We start from the raw sequence: 19,553 nt of genomic DNA on the forward strand, positions 1-19,553 counted from the left end.
ATTACAATGAGAAAACTGGTTCTAGCCGCGTCAATGGCATTACTCACTGCGTGTTCGGCGCCGCAGCAAGAGCAAATCAACTTCATGCCTAAGGCGGTATTGAGCAACAGCGATATTGTTCAAGATGCAAGTTTTACTCTAACCAGTAAAGACATGCGTTCAGCTCAGTATGTTGCTTTAGTAGACAGTGGACGTTCAAACATTGAACCGATTCACTCCAAGCAAAACGTTCGTATCTCGATTGAAAACGCTCTATTGGATCAGTTTAAGTCGCAAGGTTTCCGTAGTACTGTCAATAGCGAAAACTCAATTGAAATAGAAGTTCAAGAAGCGCTAGTGTCCGTTAAGCATACTGTGATGGAAAACCAGATGGACGGAAAAGTGGTACTTGAAATCACGGCAGAAACGCCGCAGGGCAAACTTGTTAAGACTTACACGGGTACAGCAAAACGTACTGGAGTACTTAGCGCATCAAACGAAGAGATCGAAGAAGTGCTCAATGATGTTATCAACCTTGTACTTCAAGAAGTTTCTAACGACCGTGAACTTCAAAACTACATGCAGGAGCGATTCTAATGTGGAAATTAGCAATTGCCTCACTTGCGTTAGTTAGCAGTCTAGCATTTGCAGGTCCCAAGGTAGAGTTCGAAACCAATCTTGGTTCTTTCACTGTTGAGCTAAACCAAGATAAAGCACCAATCACCGTGGCAAACTTTTTAAAGTATGTCGACGATGGCAGTTATGTTGGGTCTCAGTTTCATCGCGTGATTCCTAACTTTATGGCGCAAGGTGGTGGATTTGATAAAGATATGAAACCGCTGGCCACCTATTCTCCAATTAAGAACGAAGCGTCTAATGGGTTGAAGAATAGTACCGCGACCATTGCCATGGCACGTACCAACAACCCGAACTCGGCAACACGTCAGTTCTTCATCAACTTTGTCGACAACAATTTCCTCGACTACGACCAGCGTCCACCGGGTTATGCTGTATTTGGCAAAGTAACCCAAGGCTTTGACGTAATTAAAAAAATGGGTAAAAAGCCAACCCACTCAGTAGGACGTTACCGCGATGTTCCTGTTGAACCAATCATAATCACAAAAGCAACTCTTCTAAAATAACTTTCTAGGCTCTAACCACTTCGGTTAGGGCCTTTCTTCTTGCACACCGGAAACTCAAACAAGGAATAGTGTATGTCTTTTGACTCTCCTTCCATGTCTTGGCGAGAAACTATTCAAAGCTACATGGATAAACGCCTGATGTGGGTGTTCATGCTTGGCTGTTCAAGTGGTTTTCCCTGGGTATTGATCGGTTCAAATATGTCGGGTTGGCTCAAAGATGCTGGTCTGACTCGCGCCGCAATTGGCTACTTTGGTAGTGTCTTTGCTGTCTATGCAATCAACTTTTTGTGGGCTCCTCTAGTCGATAGGGTACGAATCCCGCTACTACACGCTATGCTGGGGCAGCGCCGAAGTTGGGTGTTCTTATGTCAGTCTGTGGTTCTGGTTTGTACTCTGTTTATTGCAGGTGTCGACCCCTCACAGAACCTAATGCTGACATCCATGCTTGCTCTCGGTATTGCCATCTCTTCGGCAACACAAGATATCGCCATTGATGCTTATCGAATTGACACTTTCCCTAAGTCAGAACCATCAAAGCTGCCGCAAGCTTCCGCTATGGCAGTGATTGGTTGGTGGACAGGCTATTCAGTTCCAGGCTATCTAGCCTTTATTAATGCTGATGCGATTGGTTGGAACGGGGTTTACTATGGTATGGCTGCAATTGTTGGTCTTCTGATGGTATTCACCCTACTGGTCGGCGAGCCAAAGACTCAGCGAGATTCATTACAAGCGCAAGCTGAACAGCGTCATAATAAGGTGGTCGGCAATCGAGCTGTTGCTTGGTTAACAGTAACCGTTGTTGAGCCATTCTTAGACTTTTTCAAACGTAATGGCTTTCGCGTTGCACTGACGTTATTACTCTTCGTCTTCCTATTTAAGATTGGTGAAGCGTTCCTTGGCAGAATGTCAATTACCTTCTATAAAGAGATTGGTTTTAGCAATGAGCAGATCGGCTACTACTCTAAGTTGATTGGCTGGGGCTTAACAATTCTATTCACTTTGATCGGTAGTATGGTCAATGTTAAGTTTGGTATCGTACGCGGTCTTATGATTGGCGGTATCGCAATGGCCTCGAGTAACCTGATGTTTTCTTGGATTGCTAACGTGGGGCCAAATGAGAAGTTATTCTTAGCCACCCTAGTGGTTGATAACTTTACCTCTGCTTTCTCTACTGTAGCCTTTGTTTCATTCTTAACAGTGGTCACAGGTCAAGCCTTCTCGGCAACTCAGTATGCCTTGCTAGCATCGCTCGGAAACTTTGGTCGAACAACCCTAGCTTCTTTCTCGGGTGAGTTAGTCGACTACCTCAATGATTGGTCAACCTTCTTTATCCTGACCGCTGTAATGGTCATCCCAAGCTTGATCATGCTCTATTCGCTAAGGCACTATTTCACCGATATGCTAGACAGAGCAAGAGAGCGCGATAAACAAGAAATGCAGCAGCAAAACGCAGAAAATACATAAACAAAAAAGGCTTGGGTTTACCAAGCCTTTTTACCACCTCTATTCCAATTTGTTAAGGGTACATACCTTTCCCGAACAAATTAAAGACTCTCGCCACACCTTGGGTAAATAGCATAGGCTCAGTCAGTACGGTTAAGCATAAACAATCTTCTCCTTGACGGGTGAAAGGACTATGTTTTACCGAGCCATCTTTAAGTAAGTAGTCACCTACTTGATAATGTCCCTCTTCATCACTGAACCCCCCGTGCAATACTAATGTAGACTCTAGCCCCTTATGAGTGTGCTGGGGTATTGTTACATCTTCGGCGATGTACATCAGGTTGACTCGAGCTTGCTCTGATATATCAATCGAAGCGCTATAGACCTTACCGCCATAATTTTTCCACTCACTTATTCGATCTCTAAAGCGAGATAAGGAAAGGGGTAACCTAAAGTTTTTTCCATTGACTTCAATAAAGGTCGGTAAGCGAGGGGGTCGCAAAGGTTCGCAGTTTTGCTCTAAGCTAACGATCTGTTCAAACATGGAGTCTAAACCCTGAGTCGAATCGATGCTCTCGTTAAACAATTCTTCACCGCACTGAGCTTCAAAATGCTGAACCATCTGTCGACACTTAGGACAACTTTCAATATGAGTGGCAATGGTAAAAGCACTCACATCATCAAGCATACCCTGTACATACGCTTGTAACATAGATGTTTGTGGGTGGTAACTCATACTATTCTGCCTCTATAGAAATACGAAGTTTCTCTACGGCTAATCGAAGCCGCGACTTGACGGTGCCCAATGGTATATCGAACATTTCTGCAACCTGCTGATGCGGTAGCTCTTCGAGATAAACTGCCTTAACTACCTTTTTTTGTGCCTCAGGCAAGATATCGAGATATTTAATAATTTGCTGCTTGAGTCGCTCTGTTTCCGGAGAGTAATGCTCAACCATATCCGGCGGGCAATAATCATTGGGCCAAAGGTCTTCAGAATGAAGGTGTATATCTCTCCCCTTCTGCTTTCTGAGAGTGTCAAAGCACAGGTTTCGGACTATCGTATATATCCACGTCGATAGGGAGCTTTTATCTCCGTCGAAAAGACTGCTTTTCTGCCAAACTGTCGCCATCGCTTCTTGAACGATCTCTAGTGCAATCTGCTCATTCCCCATATAGCGATAAGCGAATTGCTTTAAACGTGGGGAAAAGTGAGAGAAAACAAGCGCAAATGCCTGCTTGTCTTGCTGTTGAACCTTTTCCATGCACGATGCCCAGTCATTTTTATTAAAAGCTTGGGTATCCATGTCGACCATTTCGATATCCTTAATAACGCCCTTTGTAATAGGTATACGACAAAAAGCACTACTCGATCACTGCGTAAGTTCATTACCCAGTGTTTTTTTCAGAAAATTGAGCGCGTCGCTACAATCCACTTGCGCCACCAAGTGATCAAACTGCTGGTTGGTGAGGGGGATAATCTCTAACCAGCGCTGGCTTACCCAGCTCGCGTCATCAAAAAATTTCTGTTCATATAAATTGCCGATATCGGGAAACTGTTGATAGACGCGATTTAGATAGTGACACAATGGTTCCGCCTCAGAATCAACATTAGTTACTTCCCAATTCGGTAGCCACTTCACTCGCGCATAGCGCAGACCGTCAAACTCGACTCTAAGATGCTTTATCTCAAACTTGGTTAAACCGGTAACAGAGATCCCTAACAGGCCATCATCGAGTTGTTCAAAATCAACCACCTTCACCAGAGTGCCAATTTTAGACAGCTCACTGCAGGTTGCCGCTCCTGCTTTATCAAACAGGCACACGCCAAACGTGCCATCTGACTTTAGAGCTTGTGAGATAAGCCTCTTATACCTTGGCTCAAAAATTCTTAGGCGCATTTTACCTTCTGGCAACACAAAAGAGCTCAAAGGAAAAAGCATAATCTCGGACATAAATATAACTCCAAATATATTTATTAACAGTTACGTTACAACACGCCAACCCGATCATTCACCAAATATGTTGAATACATGACAAGCATAAAAATAAAGGGGAACGTTTGCGTAAACGATACCTGCATCACTTTTTGTGCAACGCAATGAAAGTTCCGTTACATTTGAAAATTTAGTTTACGAATGAGAACCAGATCACCTGTTTTATGTTTTTTTACACACGTTGCACATGGCTTTTGAGATTTTTGTCGATATTATTCTCCCCATAAAGCACAACTAAGATCGTGCAACTAAGTAAATATCTACTGAATATTTGAATTAACAAACATAGAGAGTTCCCAATATGCGTAAATCACTTTTAGCTCTAGGTGTTGTTGCAGCGATGTCTGCACCAGCAATGGCTGCCGACTACTCAGACGGTGACATTCACAAGAACGATTACAAATGGATGCAGTTCAACCTAATGGGCGCATTCAATGAGAAAGGCGCAGGCAAAGAGTCTAGCCACGACTATCTAGAAATGGAATTTGGTGGCCGCTCAGGAATCTTCGATCTTTACGGTTACGTTGACGTATTTAACCTAACTTCAGATCCAAGCAGTGATAAAGCTGGTGCAGAGAAGATCTTTATGAAGTTCGCACCACGTATGTCTCTAGACGCGCTAACAGGTAAAGACCTATCATTTGGTCCAGTTCAAGAACTGTATGTCGCAACGCTTATGGAGTGGGGTGGCAATGCTGGTGTTAACAATCAAAAGATTGGTATCGGTTCTGACGTAATGGTGCCTTGGTTAGGAAAAGTTGGCCTAAACCTATATGGTTCTTACTACGGCAACAACAAAGACTGGAACGGTTTCCAGATCTCGACTAACTGGTTCAAGCCTTTCCATTTCTTCGAGAATGGCTCATTTATCTCTTACCAAGGTTACATCGATTATCAATTCGGTATGGATGACAAAGCGGGCAACAAGTTCAATACAAATGCCTCAAACGGTGGAGCAATGTTTAACGGTATCTACTGGCACTCTGATCGTTTCGCAGTAGGTTACGGCTTAAAACTATACAAAGATGTTTACGGTTTCAAAGATGGCGAAGCACTGCCTTGGACTCAAACTGTCGACTCATCAGGTGTAGCTCACTACGTAGCTGTCACTTACAAGTTCTAAGCGAATTCTATTTAATGAATTATAAAAATGGCACCTTCCGGTGCCATTTTTTATTTGCTTTCCAATTCGCCACCATTATCCTTGGTGCAAAGTAATCTACTTGCGTGATTTCGGTGAATATTATTATCTTAGGCCCTGGGGCAATGGGCTCCTTATGGGCAGCCAAATTTAAAGCAGCAGGTCATAGTATTTCTGTCTGGTCTAAATCGCCAGATCAAACCCTAACGCTGCAACTTGATCAGCAAACTGCGCATAGTTTTACCAATGGTAATATCAGTCGCGTTAAACAAGCGGATCTGATTTTGGTGACGGTCAAAGCATGGCAAGTTGAGCAAGCACTTAGCCCACTGAGTACTCATATCAACCCTGATGCCATCATTGTATTGATGCACAATGGTATGGGATCCTCAAACTCAGTCGAACGGTTATTACCCGCAAACCCACTAGTATTAGCCACTACAACGCATGGCGCGTATAAACCAACTAAGCAGCAAGTCCTGCATACTGGCAGCGGGCAAACACAGCTAGGTGGTTACAACTCAAAAGGTAAGCAATGTGCATTTCTCCAAGAGGTGTTTTCACACGCCCTGCCCCCAGTTAATTGGAATGAACATATTCAACATGCCCTGTGGACTAAACTCGCGATCAACTGTGCAATAAACCCCCTGACTGCGATTCATCAAGTAACTAACGGTAAACTCGCCTCGAACGAATATCAGCAAGAAATCAGAGTTCTACTCGATGAAATTCACAACGTACTTTCCGCTGAACAGGTGCCACTATCACGCGATAAGCTGTCTCAAACCGTGAACCATGTTATTGAGGCTACCTCAGCTAACCACTCTTCCATGCAACAGGATATTTTTCATCATCGCCAAAGCGAGATAGACTTTATTACTGGATATTTACTTGAACGTGCCGCAGCTCATGGTATCTCAACACCCAAAAATCGCGAACTGTATCAAGCTATCAAACAAATCGAACAAAATTGGAATTTACAATGACTAAAAAAGTACTCATCCCAATTGCTCCTGGCAGTGAAGAAATGGAAGCCATAACTATTATTGATATGATGGTACGTGCGGGCTATGAAGTCGTTGTAGCCAGTGCTGACTTTGATGGTAATCTAACCTGCAAAGCTTCGCGAGGTGTAACCCTAACCGCCGATTGCAAACTGGTAGGCATTGCTGACGACGAGTTTGACGCAGTGATTTTACCCGGCGGCATAGGTGGCGCTGAAGTTTTTCGTGATAGCACTGTTCTGGTCGAAATTGTTAGACAGCAGATGTATGAAGGCAAGCTAGTCGCAGCGATCTGCGCAGCTCCGGCCTTGGTATTAGCACATCATGATCTTTACTCAGACGCCCTTATGACCTGTCACCCAAGCTTTGAAAGCCATATTGCAAAGAAAAATTGGCGTGTAAAACGAGTGACATACGATATCAACCACAATCTACTCACTAGTCAAGGGCCTGGTACCGCACTTGAGTTCGCGATGGAAATCATCATTAACTTATCCGGCAAAGCTCACGCTTGGACAGTGGCAGAGCCTATGGTGACTATCCCCACTCTGCAATACCATAAATTGGGTGACGAATAATGTTCAATGCCAATAGTATCGCAACTCAATTCCCAGCTCTAAACCAACAAGTGAATGAGCAACGATTGGTTTATCTTGATAGCGCCGCGACTAGCCAGAAACCACAATGCGTTATCACTGCCATCTCAGACTACTACAGTCAACAAAACGCCAATGTCCATCGAGGTAGCCATAGCTTAACGGCTAAGGCGACCAGTGAATTTGAAAACGCACGTGAGACGGTCGCAAACTTTATTGGTGCAGCCTCAAGTAAAGAGATCATTTGGACTCGCGGGGCTACAGAAGCATTGAACCTAATCGCTCAAACCTATGCCCGCTCACTACTTCAGCCCGGTGATGAGATACTGGTCAGTGAAATGGAGCATCATGCGAATATTGTCCCTTGGCAAATTGTCGCTGAGCAAACCGGAGCCAAAGTCATCAAAATCCCGATGACAAACCAGTGTCTATTTGATTTAGCTGAGTTCGAAACATTACTAAATCAGAATACTAAGATAGTCGCACTCGCTCATATCACTAACGTAACTGGAACAAGACAGCCTATCGAGCAAGTCATAGAGCTTGCCCACCAGCACGATGCCATTGTGGTTGTCGACGGCGCTCAAGGAGTCGTACATGAGAGAGTCGATGTGCAAACGCTTGGCGCGGATTTCTATGTCTTCTCAGGGCACAAACTCTTTGCTCCTGCGGGGATTGGCGTGCTCTACGGTAAACTTAGCTTACTAGAGTCCATGCCGCCTTGGCATGGTGGCGGGAAGATGGTTGAAAAAGTCTCTTTCAGTGGTACAACTTTCACTGGCGTACCTGGTAAATTTGAAGCGGGAACCCCAAATGTAGCTGGAGCAATCGCTTTGGCTACCGCGATCAATTGGTATTCATCATTGGATCAGGTTCAAGTTGGGCAACATATCCACCAGCTTGTCGAACGAGCTCACCAAAAACTGAGCCAAATTGAAGATGTGCAAATCTTAGGCTTTCAGCATGGTGCATCGGTTATCTCTTTCGTGATTGACGGCGTACACCATCAAGATGTCGCCACCCTATTAGATCAGCAAGGTATCGCTGTCAGAGCGGGCAACCACTGTGCCCACCCGCTAATGGATGCGTTAGGCGTGAAAGGCACTATCCGCGCCTCTTTTGCGGTTTATAGCACCATGCAAGACGTTGATAGATTAGTCGCTGCGGTTGAGAAAGCGGTGGATATGCTATAGAACTGTAAAATCACTTAAATTTCAAATGGTTATGATTTAATAACGGTCATCCTCAAGAGGGAGGAACGACCGAGTTGGGGATCTCTTAAAGCAACTCGAACACTTGATGAGATTCCCTACTCGCTCCTTTGTCGTTCTATGGAATGACCGAAAAGAGGCTTCTTCTTTTTATCAGGGCGAAGCCCGATCCAGTTCGCTCGAAACGAAGTGTTCCATAGGGCAACACCCATTCCATTAGCAAAGCGATCCATAGGACGAAGTCCGTTCCCTCTTCCCTACAGCTCATCAAACGCTTCAATCGCTTCAGAGAGCTTTTTCACACCGTGGATCTGCATACCTGGGATACCGCCTTTAGGCATATTAGCAGCCGGGACGATTGCTTTCTTAAAACCATGTTTAAATGCCTCATTTAAGCGCTCTTGTCCACTAGGTACAGGGCGAATCTCTCCAGCTAGGCCCACTTCACCAAATACCACCACGTCTTTCGGTAGCGGACGGTCTCTAAAACTAGAAAGCAACGCCATGACCAAGGCTAGGTCAGCACTGGTTTCTGTTACTTTTACCCCACCGACGACATTAACAAATACGTCTTGATCGGCCATTTGCAGACCGCCATGTTTGTGTAATACGGCAAGAAGTAACGACAATCGGTTTTGCTCTAGACCAACCGCGACTCGACGCGGGTTAGCTAATTGTGAGTAATCGACTAAGGCTTGAATCTCTACCAGTAACGGACGCGTCCCTTCCCACACAACCATCACTGAACTACCCGATGTTTCTTCTTCACCACGAGATAGAAATATGGCAGAAGGGTTACTTACCTCTTTCAGCCCCTGCCCTGTCATGGCGAATACACCAAGCTCATTGACCGCACCAAAACGGTTCTTATGACTACGTAGCGTTCTAAAGCGACTATCCGCGCCACCGTCGAGTAAAACCGAGCAATCGATAATGTGTTCAAGCACTTTAGGCCCCGCTAAAGTGCCGTCTTTGGTTACATGACCAACAATAAACACCGACACATTGTTTTGCTTAGCGTAACGAGTAAGTGCTGTCGCGGCTTCTCTTACTTGCGCAATACTACCGGGTGATGACTGTACATCCGATACATGCATAACCTGTATCGAGTCAATAACCATAATTTTCGGCTGCTCTTTCTCAGCAATTTGGCAAATACGATCAACATTGGTTTCTGACAACATTTTAAGATTGTCTTTAGGCAAACCTAGACGAGAGGCACGCATCGCGACCTGTTGCAATGATTCCTCACCTGTAACATAGAGTGTCGGCATCTGTGAAGCTAAGTAGCACATGGTTTGCAGCAGCAGGGTTGATTTGCCCGCTCCGGGATTACCACCGATAAGGATTGCAGCACCGGGGACAACACCACCACCAAGCACTCGGTCGAACTCTTTAAAGCCACTGGTGAAGCGCGGTACTTCTTGTAGATCGATTTCAGATAAAGTCTGTACCTGTGCCTCTATGCCTGAACCGGCATACCCTGAAAGACGCTCATTACGCGCCACAGTAGGAGATGCCGCTAAACGTATCTCACTGATCGTATTCCACGCTCCACACGCATTACACTGCCCTTGCCAGCGGGGGAAGTCCGCTCCGCAATCATTACAAACGTATGCTCTCTTCGCTTTTGCCATGTAACCTCAGGTATCTTAAATATTGTATTTGTGACGCAAACAGCATCCACGCTTGCGTATCTCACCATCTCTACTTGATTCGCTGTAACATATCACTAAAGATCTTTATATCAAGGTCGATATTTTGAGTAAGGGATACTCTAACAAAAAAATATGCAGCAGCCAGAAATACTCTCTCTTGCGGAACGTTTGATTCCTGCGTACAACTCTGACGATTTCGAGTTTCTTCTTGGTCAAATGACTGAGGGAGACCCACCGTCTGTCAAAATCTTGGTTAAGATGGAACTTAATCGTGTGATGGCTCCCTGTACCAAACCAATCGATCTCCGTGGGCGTGTTAAAGGAGAGTGCCGAGAATACGAACTCGATGGCCTTAAACACTGGCTTGATGATGTTGCTTTTAATGCTTATCACAAGAACACTCGCAAATTTGGTGGCTACACCGAAGGGGTTTGGGAAGCCCTCTGTAATACTCACAATAACTTCCGAGTTATGCAAAAACGCGGTAAACCGCTAGGCACAGAGATCACCAGCGAAATTAACGGCATCGATGTCGAAGCCGTAGTGATGGGCTATGACCTGAAACGTAGAGAAAATCGTCTGAAAGTCTCTTCCCAGATAGAGATCGAGCTATTGAGTGGGCAAATTGTCCACGCTGTTACCGTTGACCTATCTCCGTCCGGCGCTAAATTCAAAGTTCCGTCTGCGTTTAACTACAAACTCGGGGAAGTGATTAATGTTCGCCTGATTGAGTTAAGCAAAGCACTCGAAATCGAAGGCATTGATTCTATCATTCCTTACCGTATTGTCGGCATTGATGAATCTTACGAAAACGATGCAGTAAAGTACCTTCGACTTTTAAAACTCGATACCACCAATATTATTGAAGTGGTAATTGAATACATGCTAAAAAGCGAGGGGCAGAAGACTCGCCACGATAATCAAGACAAAATCATTCGTGCCCGGTCACGAGGTTTTGAACATACCTATCTTAAGCACACCTGCAACTTGCCGGTATTTTTTAATGGTAACGAGTTAAAGCTCGCCTTAATGACAGAGAATAATCAGAAGATCTGGCAATACTGGCACGACGAGCGCAACCAACAGAGTTTGAGTAATCTATTCAATAACCAACGCATGTCACTACTCACGACCGAAGGTATGAAAGGGAGCAGCAATGTCATCTACTCTTTTACCCATGAGCATCAGGATAAAACACTATTCTTCTCAATGATGATGCCTGAAGCCACACGCGAGTTGCGTCAACTTTTTTGGCATATTGGTGCCAAAAAAGAGAGCTGGAAAGTGTTTAGGCTATCGGTATTTGAACTATCGGCAGAGGAAAGGCTAGAACTTTCAGAACATACCAACGAACTCGGGCTTGAAACCTCTTCACTGACTCATTGTGGAATCTTGCAAGAAATTGCCGATGACACCAGCCGCCAAGACTATCTACTGGCTGAAAAACCTCGATTAGCGAGCAGTGAACTTAATCAATTTAGGCATGTGCGAAACCCAGACAATAATCCTGTATGTATCTATTTTGATGCGAAATCTCGCCGCAAAGAACCAAGGTACCAATTTAAGTCACCAATACGGCTCTCTGAGCCTGATACTACGGCATACGAAGGTATCAGCGTAGATATTTCTAAACATGGCGTTAGTGTTGCGTTAACAGCGCCATGCAAATTAAAAGCGGGCGAAACGTGCTCTATCAACTTTAAAGAATTGCAGCTCTATGACAAAAAGTTACCACTAGACGACGTCCCTTACCGAGTGATCAGAGTTAGCCCAGGAGGAAAGCAATTACAACTGGCGATTATTGAAGATAGTCATATCATGCGAACTATCGCTTTCTTTGGTACTTTAATCGAACACAATCAAGACAAGCTGAACGCTAAAAAAGAACTCCTGCCAAGTAATGAGCTACTTGAAGGGCTGCATGATATTCTGCTCGATAAAATGGTCAGTTCTCCACTGTTTATCGAAAAGAGAGGAGGTAGTTTGCGCCCGAAAGCGATCGGCATCAACTATCCGCTCAAACCATACCTAACCATTCTGGCTAAATTGGGCGATGAGAAAAACTTCTCTCTCGGACCAATTTACAAAGGCCGAACTAACACCCTACTCGCTCAACCAATGAAGCGGATTGAAGGGGCGCAACCTCAATATCATGAGCTGTACTTAACCACGGTCAAATTTGGTACCCGAATTCAATCCGTCGAGTCTAAGCTAAGTAGCGATTTTGATAGCCTAAAAGAGCGAATGATGTTTGTTAAAAATGCCCAGGCAATGGGAGAGTTTTACGCGATCCGAATTTGTGGTGCTCCAGTGTTTGATCCGATCACGGCTTTAGTGCGCAAAGATCTCGATGAACTGACGCAGATCAGCATGCATCACGCACGTAATTTGGAGAAGGACATTAATAATATCGTTGGGTACGGTGAACTGACTGACATCACCGAAGAAGTTTTGATCCGTTTAGGCTTAACCCAATAAAGAAAGCGAGGTACCAACCTCGCTTTGACACTCTATGGCTGAGGCTTAAAACTCACCCGCTTCTGTTTAACTAATAGCGCAGATAAAATACAAATAATCCCACCGAGCCCTACGTAGCGCACGGCACTCTTTGCTTGCTGCTCAACTTTGGGTTTGGCGTGATAAGCAATACCTAAACCCGCCGCATCCATCATCACCAAGTCATTGGCACCATCTCCCACAGCAATGGTGTTGTGAGGTTCAATTTCATACTGATCTGCAAGTTTATCGAGGATATCAGCCTTAGTTTGTGCCGAAACAACTTCACCGAGAACTTTACCCGTCAGCTTGCCTTTAACGATTTCAAGTTGGTTAGACTGTGCATGGTCGAGATCAAGAAGCTGTTTAAGGTGATCCGAGAAGTAGGTAAAACCACCCGATGCTATAGCTGTTTTCCAACCAAAATGTTTTAGCGTGCCAATCAGCTCAGGTAAATCAGGCATCAGTGGCAGCTCGGCACGGACCTCACTTAAAATGGATTCTTTGGCGCCAGCAAGCTTACCCACACGCTGGCGCAAGCTTTGCTCAAAATCCAACTCACCTTGCATCGCGCGTTCGGTCACCTCTGAAACCTCTTCACCGACACCTGCTAATTTGGCAATCTCATCGATACACTCGATTTGAATCGCAGTCGAATCCATATCTAACACGATCAAACCCGGCTTTGAAAGATCCGGCATATCAACAAGCGTAGAATAATCCAACTCTAAGGCTTGCAAGATCTCTTCGTGTTGTTTCGTCAGCTCTCCGGCCATCAAGGCAACTTCGTATTTGCCTACCTTCCAAACATCAACCACCGCATTATAGTACCCAACAAAAAAGTCGATATCTTCGAACTGGCTCGGGCAAAGAATCTCACCAAATACGACCCAACCTGCATTTGCTTTATCGAACTGGGTAGCAAGTCGAGATTCTGGTAGGCGATTGATAAGAGGTATGTATTTACGTATAGAGAGGGTCTTTAACGTGTCCATGTCTACTATTCCTAAAAAGTCTCTCAACACGTTAACCTATTGCAATTTGGATGCGCAAGTCTCAATATGCTCTAAAATATAATTAAGTTCTATTTGGGTGAAAAATGGACTCATCTCTGTTTTCTTTTCGTACCGCGATAAAAGTACTCGCGACAATCTCTTTGATTGCTATGGTGGCAACCATTGCGATTAACAGTGTCAAAATTACGAAGGGTAACGAGCAGATTCAAGCTAACCAATTAGAAACACTGACCAATATTCTGATCTCGCAGGCATCACTTTCTGCCAGTGACATGATCATCAATCAAGATCAAGAGCGACTGCTCAAATTGTCCAATCAACTCGCTCAAGACGCCCTAGTTGTTGACGCAACCATTTACGACTCAGAAGGGATAAAACTCGCGGCAAGCCAAGAAGCCAAATCGGTACGCGAGATGCTTGGTCTAGATACCCCGCTACAGACAGCACGCATTGGTAAACAACAATTGGTGGAACCCGTTCTTCACGATGGTTCAATAATTGGCTTTGTGCGCATTACGTTTGAGACGGGTAAGCTTACCGCCTTTTCCGATCACTACTATCGGAAAAGTGACCGATACATGTACACTATGGTTGGGCTCAGTTTTGTTGCGGGACTGCTGCTCACCCTGATTATTCGCCGTAAGCCTAACAAGCAAAAAGGTGAGAATCTGTTGTTGAAGGATATGTAGCGAGAAGCGAGAAGCGAGAAGCGAGAAATATTGAAGGGTTGGCACATTGTGTCAACCCTTTACTTTTATATCCAGACAATTAGATCCTAAAAAAAGTATCACTGCCTGCAGTTTTCGACTCACTTACCGCGGCCACATCTCGAAGGGCGAAGCCCGATCTCGCAGCGGAGCGATCTCAAGGACGTAGTCCGCCCCCTACTCTGCGTCACCAAGAAGAACAGAGTCTAGAGCAATGATCATCATATCGTTAAACGTTGTTTGACGCTCATCTGAGGTGGTTTGCTCGCCAGTCTTAATGTGGTCAGAAACAGTACAGATTGTTAGTGCTTTTGCACCATACTCAGCACATACGCCGTAAATGCCTGCTGCTTCCATTTCAACACCGACAATACCGTACTTATCCATCACCTCAAACATTTCCGGGTCTGGGGTATAGAACAGTTCTGCAGAGAACATGTTGCCGACTTTCACTTCAATGCCGCGCGCTTTTGCTGCATCTTCCGCTGCGCGTACCATTCTGTAGTCTGCGATAGCGGCGAAGTCATGACCTTTGAAGCGAATACGGTTTACCTTAGAGTCCGTACACGCACCCATGCCAATCACTACATCACGCACTTTAATATCTTCACTTACTGCACCGCAGCTACCGACACGAATGATTTTCTTAACACCGAAATCTTTAATGAGTTCTGTCGCATAAATTGAGCATGACGGAATTCCCATACCATGCCCCATCACCGAAATTTTGCGGCCTTTGTAAGTGCCTGTGTAACCGTACATATTGCGTACATCACATACCTGAACAACATCTTCTAGGAAGGTTTCTGCAATGTATTTGGCACGTAGCGGGTCACCTGGCATTAATACTACGTCTGAAAATGCACCCATTTCTGCGTTGATATGTGGAGTTGCCATGATTCAATTTCCTTTTATTAAACTGCGTTAGTTTAAGCAAACAAAATAATAGAGGGCTAAGCCCTCTATCTAATTTAGTCGATTTTGATTACAAGAAGTTTTTACCGTAATCCATTGGTGATGTACCAAAATAGCTAGCCAAAGTTTGGCCGATATCAGCAAAGGATTCACGAAGGCCCAATGAGCCTGCTGGCACTTTCTGACCGTAAACAATCACAGGAATATGCTCACGAGTGTGGTCAGTACCTGGCCAAGTAGGATCACAGCCATGATCAGCAGTTAGAATCAGCACATCGTCCTCTTCCATCATCTCCATCACTTCGTGGATACGGCCATCAAAGTACTCTAGCGCCGCTGCATAGCCCGCAACGTCACGGCGGTGACCATAAGCAGAATCGAAGTCAACAAAGTTGGTGAATACGATAGTGTTGTCACCCGCCTCTTTGATCGCCTCTTTTGTTGCTTCAAATAGAGCAGGAATACCTGTTGCTTTGGTCTTCTTAGTGATACCGCAGCCTGCGTAAATATCAGAGATCTTACCGATCGAGTGAACTTCACCGCCCTTTTCATCCACTAATTTTTGCAAAATAGTCGCAGAAGGTGGCTCTACCGATAGGTCACGACGGTTACCCGTACGCTCAAATTGACCTTTACCTGGACCAACAAACGGACGAGCAATAACGCGACCAATGTTGTAATCTTCAAGTTCTTCACGCGCGATCTGACAAAGTTCAAGTAGACGATCAAGACCAAACGTCTCTTCGTGACAAGCAATTTGGAATACAGAGTCAGCAGAAGTGTAGAAGATTGGCTGACCAGTCTTCATATGCTCTTCACCCAAGTCATCAAGAACTTGAGTACCCGATGCGTGACAGTTACCTAGGAAACCGTCAAGACCTGCACGCTCAAGAATGCGGTCAGTTAGCTCTTTAGGGAAACTATTCTCTTTGTCGGTGAAGTAGCCCCAATCAAACAGTACAGGTACACCTGCAATCTCCCAGTGACCTGATGGAGTATCTTTACCAGAAGAGAGTTCTGCAGCATAGCCGTATGCGCCGATGATTTCTGTATCAGCCTCAAGACCCGGCGCAAAACTACCTGTCGACTCTTTGTGCGCCATCGCCAGACCAAGCTTGGATAAATTAGGCAGCTTTAAAGCGCCGCTACGATCGGCGTTATTCGCCAAACCTTTATCACACTGCTCAGCAATATGACCCATAGTATCTGAACCAACATCGCCAAAGTCTTTCGCATCAGCCGATGCACCGATACCAAATGAGTCTAAGACTAAAATAAATGCTCTTTTCATTGCTCTCTTCCTTTAACTGGCCGAGAGCAACAGCTCAATCGACCAATCTAATAATAATAGTAATTCAACTCAAGATAGTTGGACTTGCAGCAAGGCAACAAGCAAGCGAATCCCCTGAGCATAGCTTGTCTATGTGACTGGGGTGAGCGAGCGCAGTTAACGCCGCTGCAAGTTCAAATATGAAGAGTTTAAAGATCTTCAGCGCGAATCTGACGATAAACCTCTGGCGTTGGTGTGTACTCACCACCAATCGTGATTGCGGCTTTCAGTGCATGCGCTGCTTCTTGCCACTGCTCTTCATTGCGAGCGTGGATAACCGCTAGAGGCTTGTCACTTGACGCCTCTTCACCTAAGCGGATGAAGCTGTCAAAACCCACGGCATAGTCAATAACATCTGTCGCGACGCGGCGACCACCGCCCATAGAAACAACGGCCATGCCAATCGCGCGAGTATCCATGGCTGATACAGTGCCGTTTTCATCAGCATATACTGGCTTGATGATGTCCGCTTTTTCTAGGTAGTTATCGTAGTTTTCAACAAAATCAGCAGGACCACCAAGACCAGCAACCATCTTGCCGAAACACTCTGCGGCTTTACCGTTGTCGAGCACTGCCATCAGCTTAGAACGGGCGTCTTCGGTGTTGTCAGCAAGTTTAGCCAGCACTAGCATTTCTGCACATGACGCCATAGTCACTTCGAGAAGACGAGGGTTGCGGTATTCACCCGTTAAGAACTGAACGGCTTCTCGAACCTCGACCACGTTACCCGCAGAAGACGCCAATACTTGATTCATGTCGGTTAGGATAGCCGTTGTCTTAGTGCCTGCACCATTTGCTACGGCAACAATAGATTTTGCTAGCTCTTCAGACGCTTCGTAAGTTGGCATAAATGCACCTGAGCCTACTTTCACGTCCATCACAAGAGATTCAAGACCTGCCGCTAGTTTCTTAGAAAGAATTGAAGCTGTGATCAGCGAGATGTTATCAACCGTCGCGGTAATATCACGCGTCGCGTACACACGCTTATCGGCCGGAGCGAGATCGCCCGTTTGACCAATGATAGCCACTCCCGCATCTTTCGTGACATCACCAAACACATCATTGGTTGGCGTAATGTTGTAGCCTGGGATCGACTCAAGCTTATCTAGCGTGCCACCGGTATGACCTAGGCCACGACCAGAGATCATAGGTACAAAACCACCACATGCTGCCACCATTGGGCCAAGCATTAGAGAAGTTACGTCGCCAACACCACCCGTTGAGTGTTTATCGACAATTGGGCCGCCAAACTCTTTGTGGCTCCAATCGATGACCATACCAGAATCACGCATTGCACACGTTAGTGCGATGCGCTCAGGCATTGTCATTTCATTAAAGAAGATAGCCATAGCAAACGCCGCTATCTGACCTTCAGATACGGTGTTTTTCGCTACGCCTTGGATAAAGAAGTTAATTTCTTCCGCGGTAAGCACTTCGCCATCGCGTTTTTTACGAATGATTTCTTGAGGTAAGTACATTAGATCCTCCCATGCTTTAGCAAGCAATGGTTATAAGGTAAAGAGGTAATGTGGAGCAGCGGTTCGCTACTCCACCAAACAGACTTTGTTTTTATCTACTCTCGAACGAGAGAATTAGTAAGCTGCTGGATCAGCAGTCTCGTCTGTCACTTCTAATGTATTTAGTAGGTTTGTTAGCAGGCTTGACGCACCGAAACGGTAGTGACGAGCATCAACCCAGTTATCGCCTAGGATTTCATCAGCCATTGCGAGGTAGTCCGCTGCATCTTCAGCAGTACGAACGCCACCAGCAGGTTTGAAACCAACTGTTTGTGCAACACCCATATCACGAATCACTTCTAGCATCATGCGAGCGTATTCAGGTGTTGCGTTTACTGGCACTTTACCCGTTGAAGTTTTAATAAAGTCTGCGCCAGCTTTGATACAGATTTCAGATGCTTTCTTGATTAGTGCTTCTCGTTTTAGCTCACCCGTTTCGATGATCACTTTCAGAAGAATATCACCACAAGCTTCTTTACATTGCTTAACTAGCTCGAAGCCCACTTCTTCGTTACCTGCCATAAGAGCACGGTATGGGAATACGACGTCTACTTCATCTGCACCGTAAGCTACTGCCGCTTTAGTTTCAGCAACAGCAATGTCAATATCATCGTTACCGTGTGGGAAGTTAGTTACGGTCGCAATGCGAACCTCTGGTGTACCTTGCTCACGAAGTGTCTTCTTAGCAATAGGAATAAAGCGAGGGTAAATACAGATTGCAGCTGTGTTACCTACTGCTGATTTTGCGTCATGACAAAGTGAAATAACTTTCGCATCAGTGTCATCATCATTCAGCGTAGTTAGGTCCATAAGTTTTAGTGCACGTAGTGCTGCTGCTTTTAAATCGCTCATTTCTATCTCCGATCAATATTCAAAAAAGTTACTGCCCTAAAAACATTTTTAGAGCTGCAGTCATTTATGAACGGACTTGGTTCCCTGAAGACTCGGCATATACAGCGAGTTTTAATATGCCAATTGCTATCCTTGTCACCGCACAGTACCAGTTTGGTCTATGGCACAACAATCTACGATTGCGGTGTCTAACGTATATGGGCAAACGCCCAAGCAACGGTGTCGTTGCTGCCAGCGCCAATCATACTCCTTGTATTAATTATCGCTAGCTGAAAAACTTCTCAATAATCCATTGATAAGTTACGCCACCAAGATAAACACCAACAATGCCCATTACACCTGCTAAAACAGGCGGGGCTGGTATCGGCAACTTGATAGCGGAAAACAGGACTCCAACGACAAAACCGGCTAAGGTTGCGAGGAAAACTTCATTCATAAGTTTTACCCTACTTTCTATAGATACCTACATTATAGATATTTATCGCGGAACTGTAGTAGCTCATAGAGCGCAAACGGTTTGTATCTCAAAAAAGATTCTGCTTAACGATT

At 45.1% G+C, this 19,553-nt stretch carries 19 protein-coding genes; 9 read left to right on the forward strand and 10 right to left on the reverse strand.

Annotated elements, in window-relative coordinates; genetic code table 11:
* The first annotated feature begins 6 nt into the window (after positions 1-6).
* The 3 genes from ZX61_RS00840 to ZX61_RS00850 all read left to right on the forward strand — a co-directional run bounded on the left by ZX61_RS00840 (position 7) and on the right by ZX61_RS00850 (position 2,585).
* On the forward strand, positions 7-576 hold the full coding sequence (locus ZX61_RS00840; protein ID WP_049842840.1) for a YajG family lipoprotein: 570 nt from the start codon (positions 7-9) through the stop codon (positions 574-576).
* On the forward strand, positions 576-1,121 hold the full coding sequence (locus tag ZX61_RS00845; protein ID WP_049842841.1) for a peptidylprolyl isomerase: 546 nt from the start codon (positions 576-578) through the stop codon (positions 1,119-1,121). The genes ZX61_RS00840 and ZX61_RS00845 overlap by 1 nt, the downstream gene beginning before the upstream one ends.
* Positions 1,122-1,193: 72 nt before the next feature.
* Positions 1,194-2,585: an AmpG family muropeptide MFS transporter gene (locus ZX61_RS00850; protein WP_049842842.1), complete on the forward strand. Its 1,392-nt coding sequence runs from the start codon at positions 1,194-1,196 to the stop codon at positions 2,583-2,585.
* Positions 2,586-2,637: 52 nt separating this feature from the next.
* Here ZX61_RS00850 and ZX61_RS00855 read toward each other — a convergent pair whose 3' ends face one another.
* The 3 genes from ZX61_RS00855 to ZX61_RS00865 are packed head-to-tail and all read right to left on the reverse strand — an operon-like array spanning position 2,638 to position 4,519.
* Positions 2,638-3,300 carry a ChrR family anti-sigma-E factor gene (locus tag ZX61_RS00855; protein ID WP_049842843.1) on the reverse strand — a complete coding sequence of 221 codons (663 nt, stop codon included), beginning with the start codon at positions 3,298-3,300 and terminating at the stop codon, positions 2,638-2,640.
* A 1-nt stretch (position 3,301) separates the two neighbouring features.
* On the reverse strand, positions 3,302-3,880 hold the full coding sequence (locus ZX61_RS00860; RefSeq protein WP_049842844.1) for a sigma-70 family RNA polymerase sigma factor: 579 nt from the start codon (positions 3,878-3,880) through the stop codon (positions 3,302-3,304).
* A gap of 57 nt (positions 3,881-3,937) precedes the next feature.
* The gene (locus tag ZX61_RS00865; RefSeq protein WP_049842845.1) at positions 3,938-4,519 is read right to left on the reverse strand and encodes an LON peptidase substrate-binding domain-containing protein; all 582 of its coding nucleotides are present in this window, start codon (positions 4,517-4,519) and stop codon (positions 3,938-3,940) included.
* 343 nt (positions 4,520-4,862) lie between these two features.
* Here ZX61_RS00865 and ZX61_RS00870 point away from each other — a divergent pair, with 343 nt between their 5' ends.
* The 4 genes from ZX61_RS00870 (at position 4,863) to csdA (ending at position 8,495) form a co-directional block, all read left to right on the forward strand.
* Complete coding sequence (locus tag ZX61_RS00870; protein WP_049842846.1) at positions 4,863-5,684, forward strand: nucleoside-specific channel-forming Tsx family protein; 822 nt, start codon at positions 4,863-4,865, stop codon at positions 5,682-5,684.
* A gap of 113 nt (positions 5,685-5,797) precedes the next feature.
* A complete protein-coding gene (panE, locus tag ZX61_RS00875; protein WP_049842935.1) occupies positions 5,798-6,688 on the forward strand; it encodes a 2-dehydropantoate 2-reductase in 891 nt (296 codons plus the stop codon).
* Positions 6,685-7,284 carry a DJ-1 family glyoxalase III gene (locus tag ZX61_RS00880; protein ID WP_049842847.1) on the forward strand — a complete coding sequence of 200 codons (600 nt, stop codon included), beginning with the start codon at positions 6,685-6,687 and terminating at the stop codon, positions 7,282-7,284. Before panE ends, ZX61_RS00880 begins: the two co-directional genes overlap by 4 nt.
* Positions 7,284-8,495: a cysteine desulfurase CsdA gene (gene csdA / locus ZX61_RS00885; protein ID WP_049842848.1), complete on the forward strand. Its 1,212-nt coding sequence runs from the start codon at positions 7,284-7,286 to the stop codon at positions 8,493-8,495. Before ZX61_RS00880 ends, csdA begins: the two co-directional genes overlap by 1 nt.
* 275 nt (positions 8,496-8,770) lie before the next feature.
* On the opposite strand, the gene radA is transcribed toward csdA, so the two are convergent.
* Positions 8,771-10,150, reverse strand: coding sequence for a DNA repair protein RadA (radA, locus tag ZX61_RS00890; RefSeq protein ID WP_049842849.1), 1,380 nt, complete (start codon positions 10,148-10,150; stop codon positions 8,771-8,773).
* A gap of 153 nt (positions 10,151-10,303) precedes the next feature.
* On the opposite strand from radA, the gene ZX61_RS00895 reads away from it, so the two are divergent.
* A complete protein-coding gene (locus ZX61_RS00895; RefSeq protein WP_049842850.1) occupies positions 10,304-12,649 on the forward strand; it encodes a PilZ domain-containing protein in 2,346 nt (781 codons plus the stop codon).
* A 32-nt stretch (positions 12,650-12,681) separates the two neighbouring features.
* Here ZX61_RS00895 and serB read toward each other — a convergent pair whose 3' ends face one another.
* Complete coding sequence (serB, locus tag ZX61_RS00900; protein ID WP_049842851.1) at positions 12,682-13,662, reverse strand: phosphoserine phosphatase; 981 nt, start codon at positions 13,660-13,662, stop codon at positions 12,682-12,684.
* 104 nt (positions 13,663-13,766) lie between these two features.
* Here serB and ZX61_RS00905 point away from each other — a divergent pair, with 104 nt between their 5' ends.
* Complete coding sequence (locus tag ZX61_RS00905) at positions 13,767-14,372, forward strand: YtjB family periplasmic protein (protein ID WP_049842852.1); 606 nt, start codon at positions 13,767-13,769, stop codon at positions 14,370-14,372.
* A 195-nt stretch (positions 14,373-14,567) separates the two neighbouring features.
* On the opposite strand, the gene deoD is transcribed toward ZX61_RS00905, so the two are convergent.
* The 5 genes from deoD to ZX61_RS00930 all read right to left on the reverse strand — a co-directional run bounded on the left by deoD (position 14,568) and on the right by ZX61_RS00930 (position 19,440).
* Positions 14,568-15,287 (reverse strand): purine-nucleoside phosphorylase, encoded by a 720-nt coding sequence (gene deoD, locus ZX61_RS00910; protein WP_049842853.1) that lies wholly within the window; start codon positions 15,285-15,287, stop codon positions 14,568-14,570.
* Positions 15,288-15,375: 88 nt separating this feature from the next.
* Entirely contained in the window at positions 15,376-16,596 is a 1,221-nt protein-coding gene (locus ZX61_RS00915) for a phosphopentomutase (RefSeq protein ID WP_049842854.1), read from the reverse strand.
* A 188-nt stretch (positions 16,597-16,784) separates the two neighbouring features.
* Positions 16,785-18,113: a thymidine phosphorylase gene (gene deoA / locus ZX61_RS00920; protein WP_049842855.1), complete on the reverse strand. Its 1,329-nt coding sequence runs from the start codon at positions 18,111-18,113 to the stop codon at positions 16,785-16,787.
* 114 nt (positions 18,114-18,227) lie between these two features.
* The gene (gene deoC / locus ZX61_RS00925; RefSeq protein ID WP_049842856.1) at positions 18,228-19,004 is read right to left on the reverse strand and encodes a deoxyribose-phosphate aldolase; all 777 of its coding nucleotides are present in this window, start codon (positions 19,002-19,004) and stop codon (positions 18,228-18,230) included.
* A 265-nt stretch (positions 19,005-19,269) separates the two neighbouring features.
* A complete protein-coding gene (locus ZX61_RS00930) occupies positions 19,270-19,440 on the reverse strand; it encodes a XapX domain-containing protein (protein WP_004744928.1) in 171 nt (56 codons plus the stop codon).
* Positions 19,441-19,553 lie beyond the last annotated feature (113 nt).

The sequence above is a fragment of the Vibrio sp. VPAP30 genome, assembly GCF_001188205.1.
Lineage (GTDB): Bacteria > Pseudomonadota > Gammaproteobacteria > Enterobacterales > Vibrionaceae > Vibrio > Vibrio bivalvicida.

Excerpts from the sequence above, each read along its gene's own strand:
- ZX61_RS00840 (WP_049842840.1), top strand. The coding sequence starts at position 7 with ATGAGAAAACTGGTTCTAGCCGCGTCAATGGCATTACTCACTGCGTGT.
- ZX61_RS00845 (WP_049842841.1), top strand. The coding sequence starts at position 576 with ATGTGGAAATTAGCAATTGCCTCACTTGCGTTAGTTAGCAGTCTAGCA.
- ZX61_RS00850 (WP_049842842.1), top strand. The coding sequence starts at position 1,194 with ATGTCTTTTGACTCTCCTTCCATGTCTTGGCGAGAAACTATTCAAAGC.
- ZX61_RS00855 (WP_049842843.1), bottom strand. The coding sequence starts at position 3,300 with ATGAGTTACCACCCACAAACATCTATGTTACAAGCGTATGTACAGGGT.
- ZX61_RS00860 (WP_049842844.1), bottom strand. The coding sequence starts at position 3,880 with ATGGTCGACATGGATACCCAAGCTTTTAATAAAAATGACTGGGCATCG.
- ZX61_RS00865 (WP_049842845.1), bottom strand. The coding sequence starts at position 4,519 with ATGTCCGAGATTATGCTTTTTCCTTTGAGCTCTTTTGTGTTGCCAGAA.
- ZX61_RS00870 (WP_049842846.1), top strand. The coding sequence starts at position 4,863 with ATGCGTAAATCACTTTTAGCTCTAGGTGTTGTTGCAGCGATGTCTGCA.
- ZX61_RS00880 (WP_049842847.1), top strand. The coding sequence starts at position 6,685 with ATGACTAAAAAAGTACTCATCCCAATTGCTCCTGGCAGTGAAGAAATG.
- csdA (WP_049842848.1), top strand. The coding sequence starts at position 7,284 with ATGTTCAATGCCAATAGTATCGCAACTCAATTCCCAGCTCTAAACCAA.
- radA (WP_049842849.1), bottom strand. The coding sequence starts at position 10,150 with ATGGCAAAAGCGAAGAGAGCATACGTTTGTAATGATTGCGGAGCGGAC.
- ZX61_RS00895 (WP_049842850.1), top strand. The coding sequence starts at position 10,304 with ATGCAGCAGCCAGAAATACTCTCTCTTGCGGAACGTTTGATTCCTGCG.
- serB (WP_049842851.1), bottom strand. The coding sequence starts at position 13,662 with ATGGACACGTTAAAGACCCTCTCTATACGTAAATACATACCTCTTATC.
- ZX61_RS00905 (WP_049842852.1), top strand. The coding sequence starts at position 13,767 with ATGGACTCATCTCTGTTTTCTTTTCGTACCGCGATAAAAGTACTCGCG.
- deoD (WP_049842853.1), bottom strand. The coding sequence starts at position 15,287 with ATGGCAACTCCACATATCAACGCAGAAATGGGTGCATTTTCAGACGTA.
- ZX61_RS00915 (WP_049842854.1), bottom strand. The coding sequence starts at position 16,596 with ATGAAAAGAGCATTTATTTTAGTCTTAGACTCATTTGGTATCGGTGCA.
- deoA (WP_049842855.1), bottom strand. The coding sequence starts at position 18,113 with ATGTACTTACCTCAAGAAATCATTCGTAAAAAACGCGATGGCGAAGTG.
- deoC (WP_049842856.1), bottom strand. The coding sequence starts at position 19,004 with ATGAGCGATTTAAAAGCAGCAGCACTACGTGCACTAAAACTTATGGAC.
- ZX61_RS00930 (WP_004744928.1), bottom strand. The coding sequence starts at position 19,440 with ATGAATGAAGTTTTCCTCGCAACCTTAGCCGGTTTTGTCGTTGGAGTC.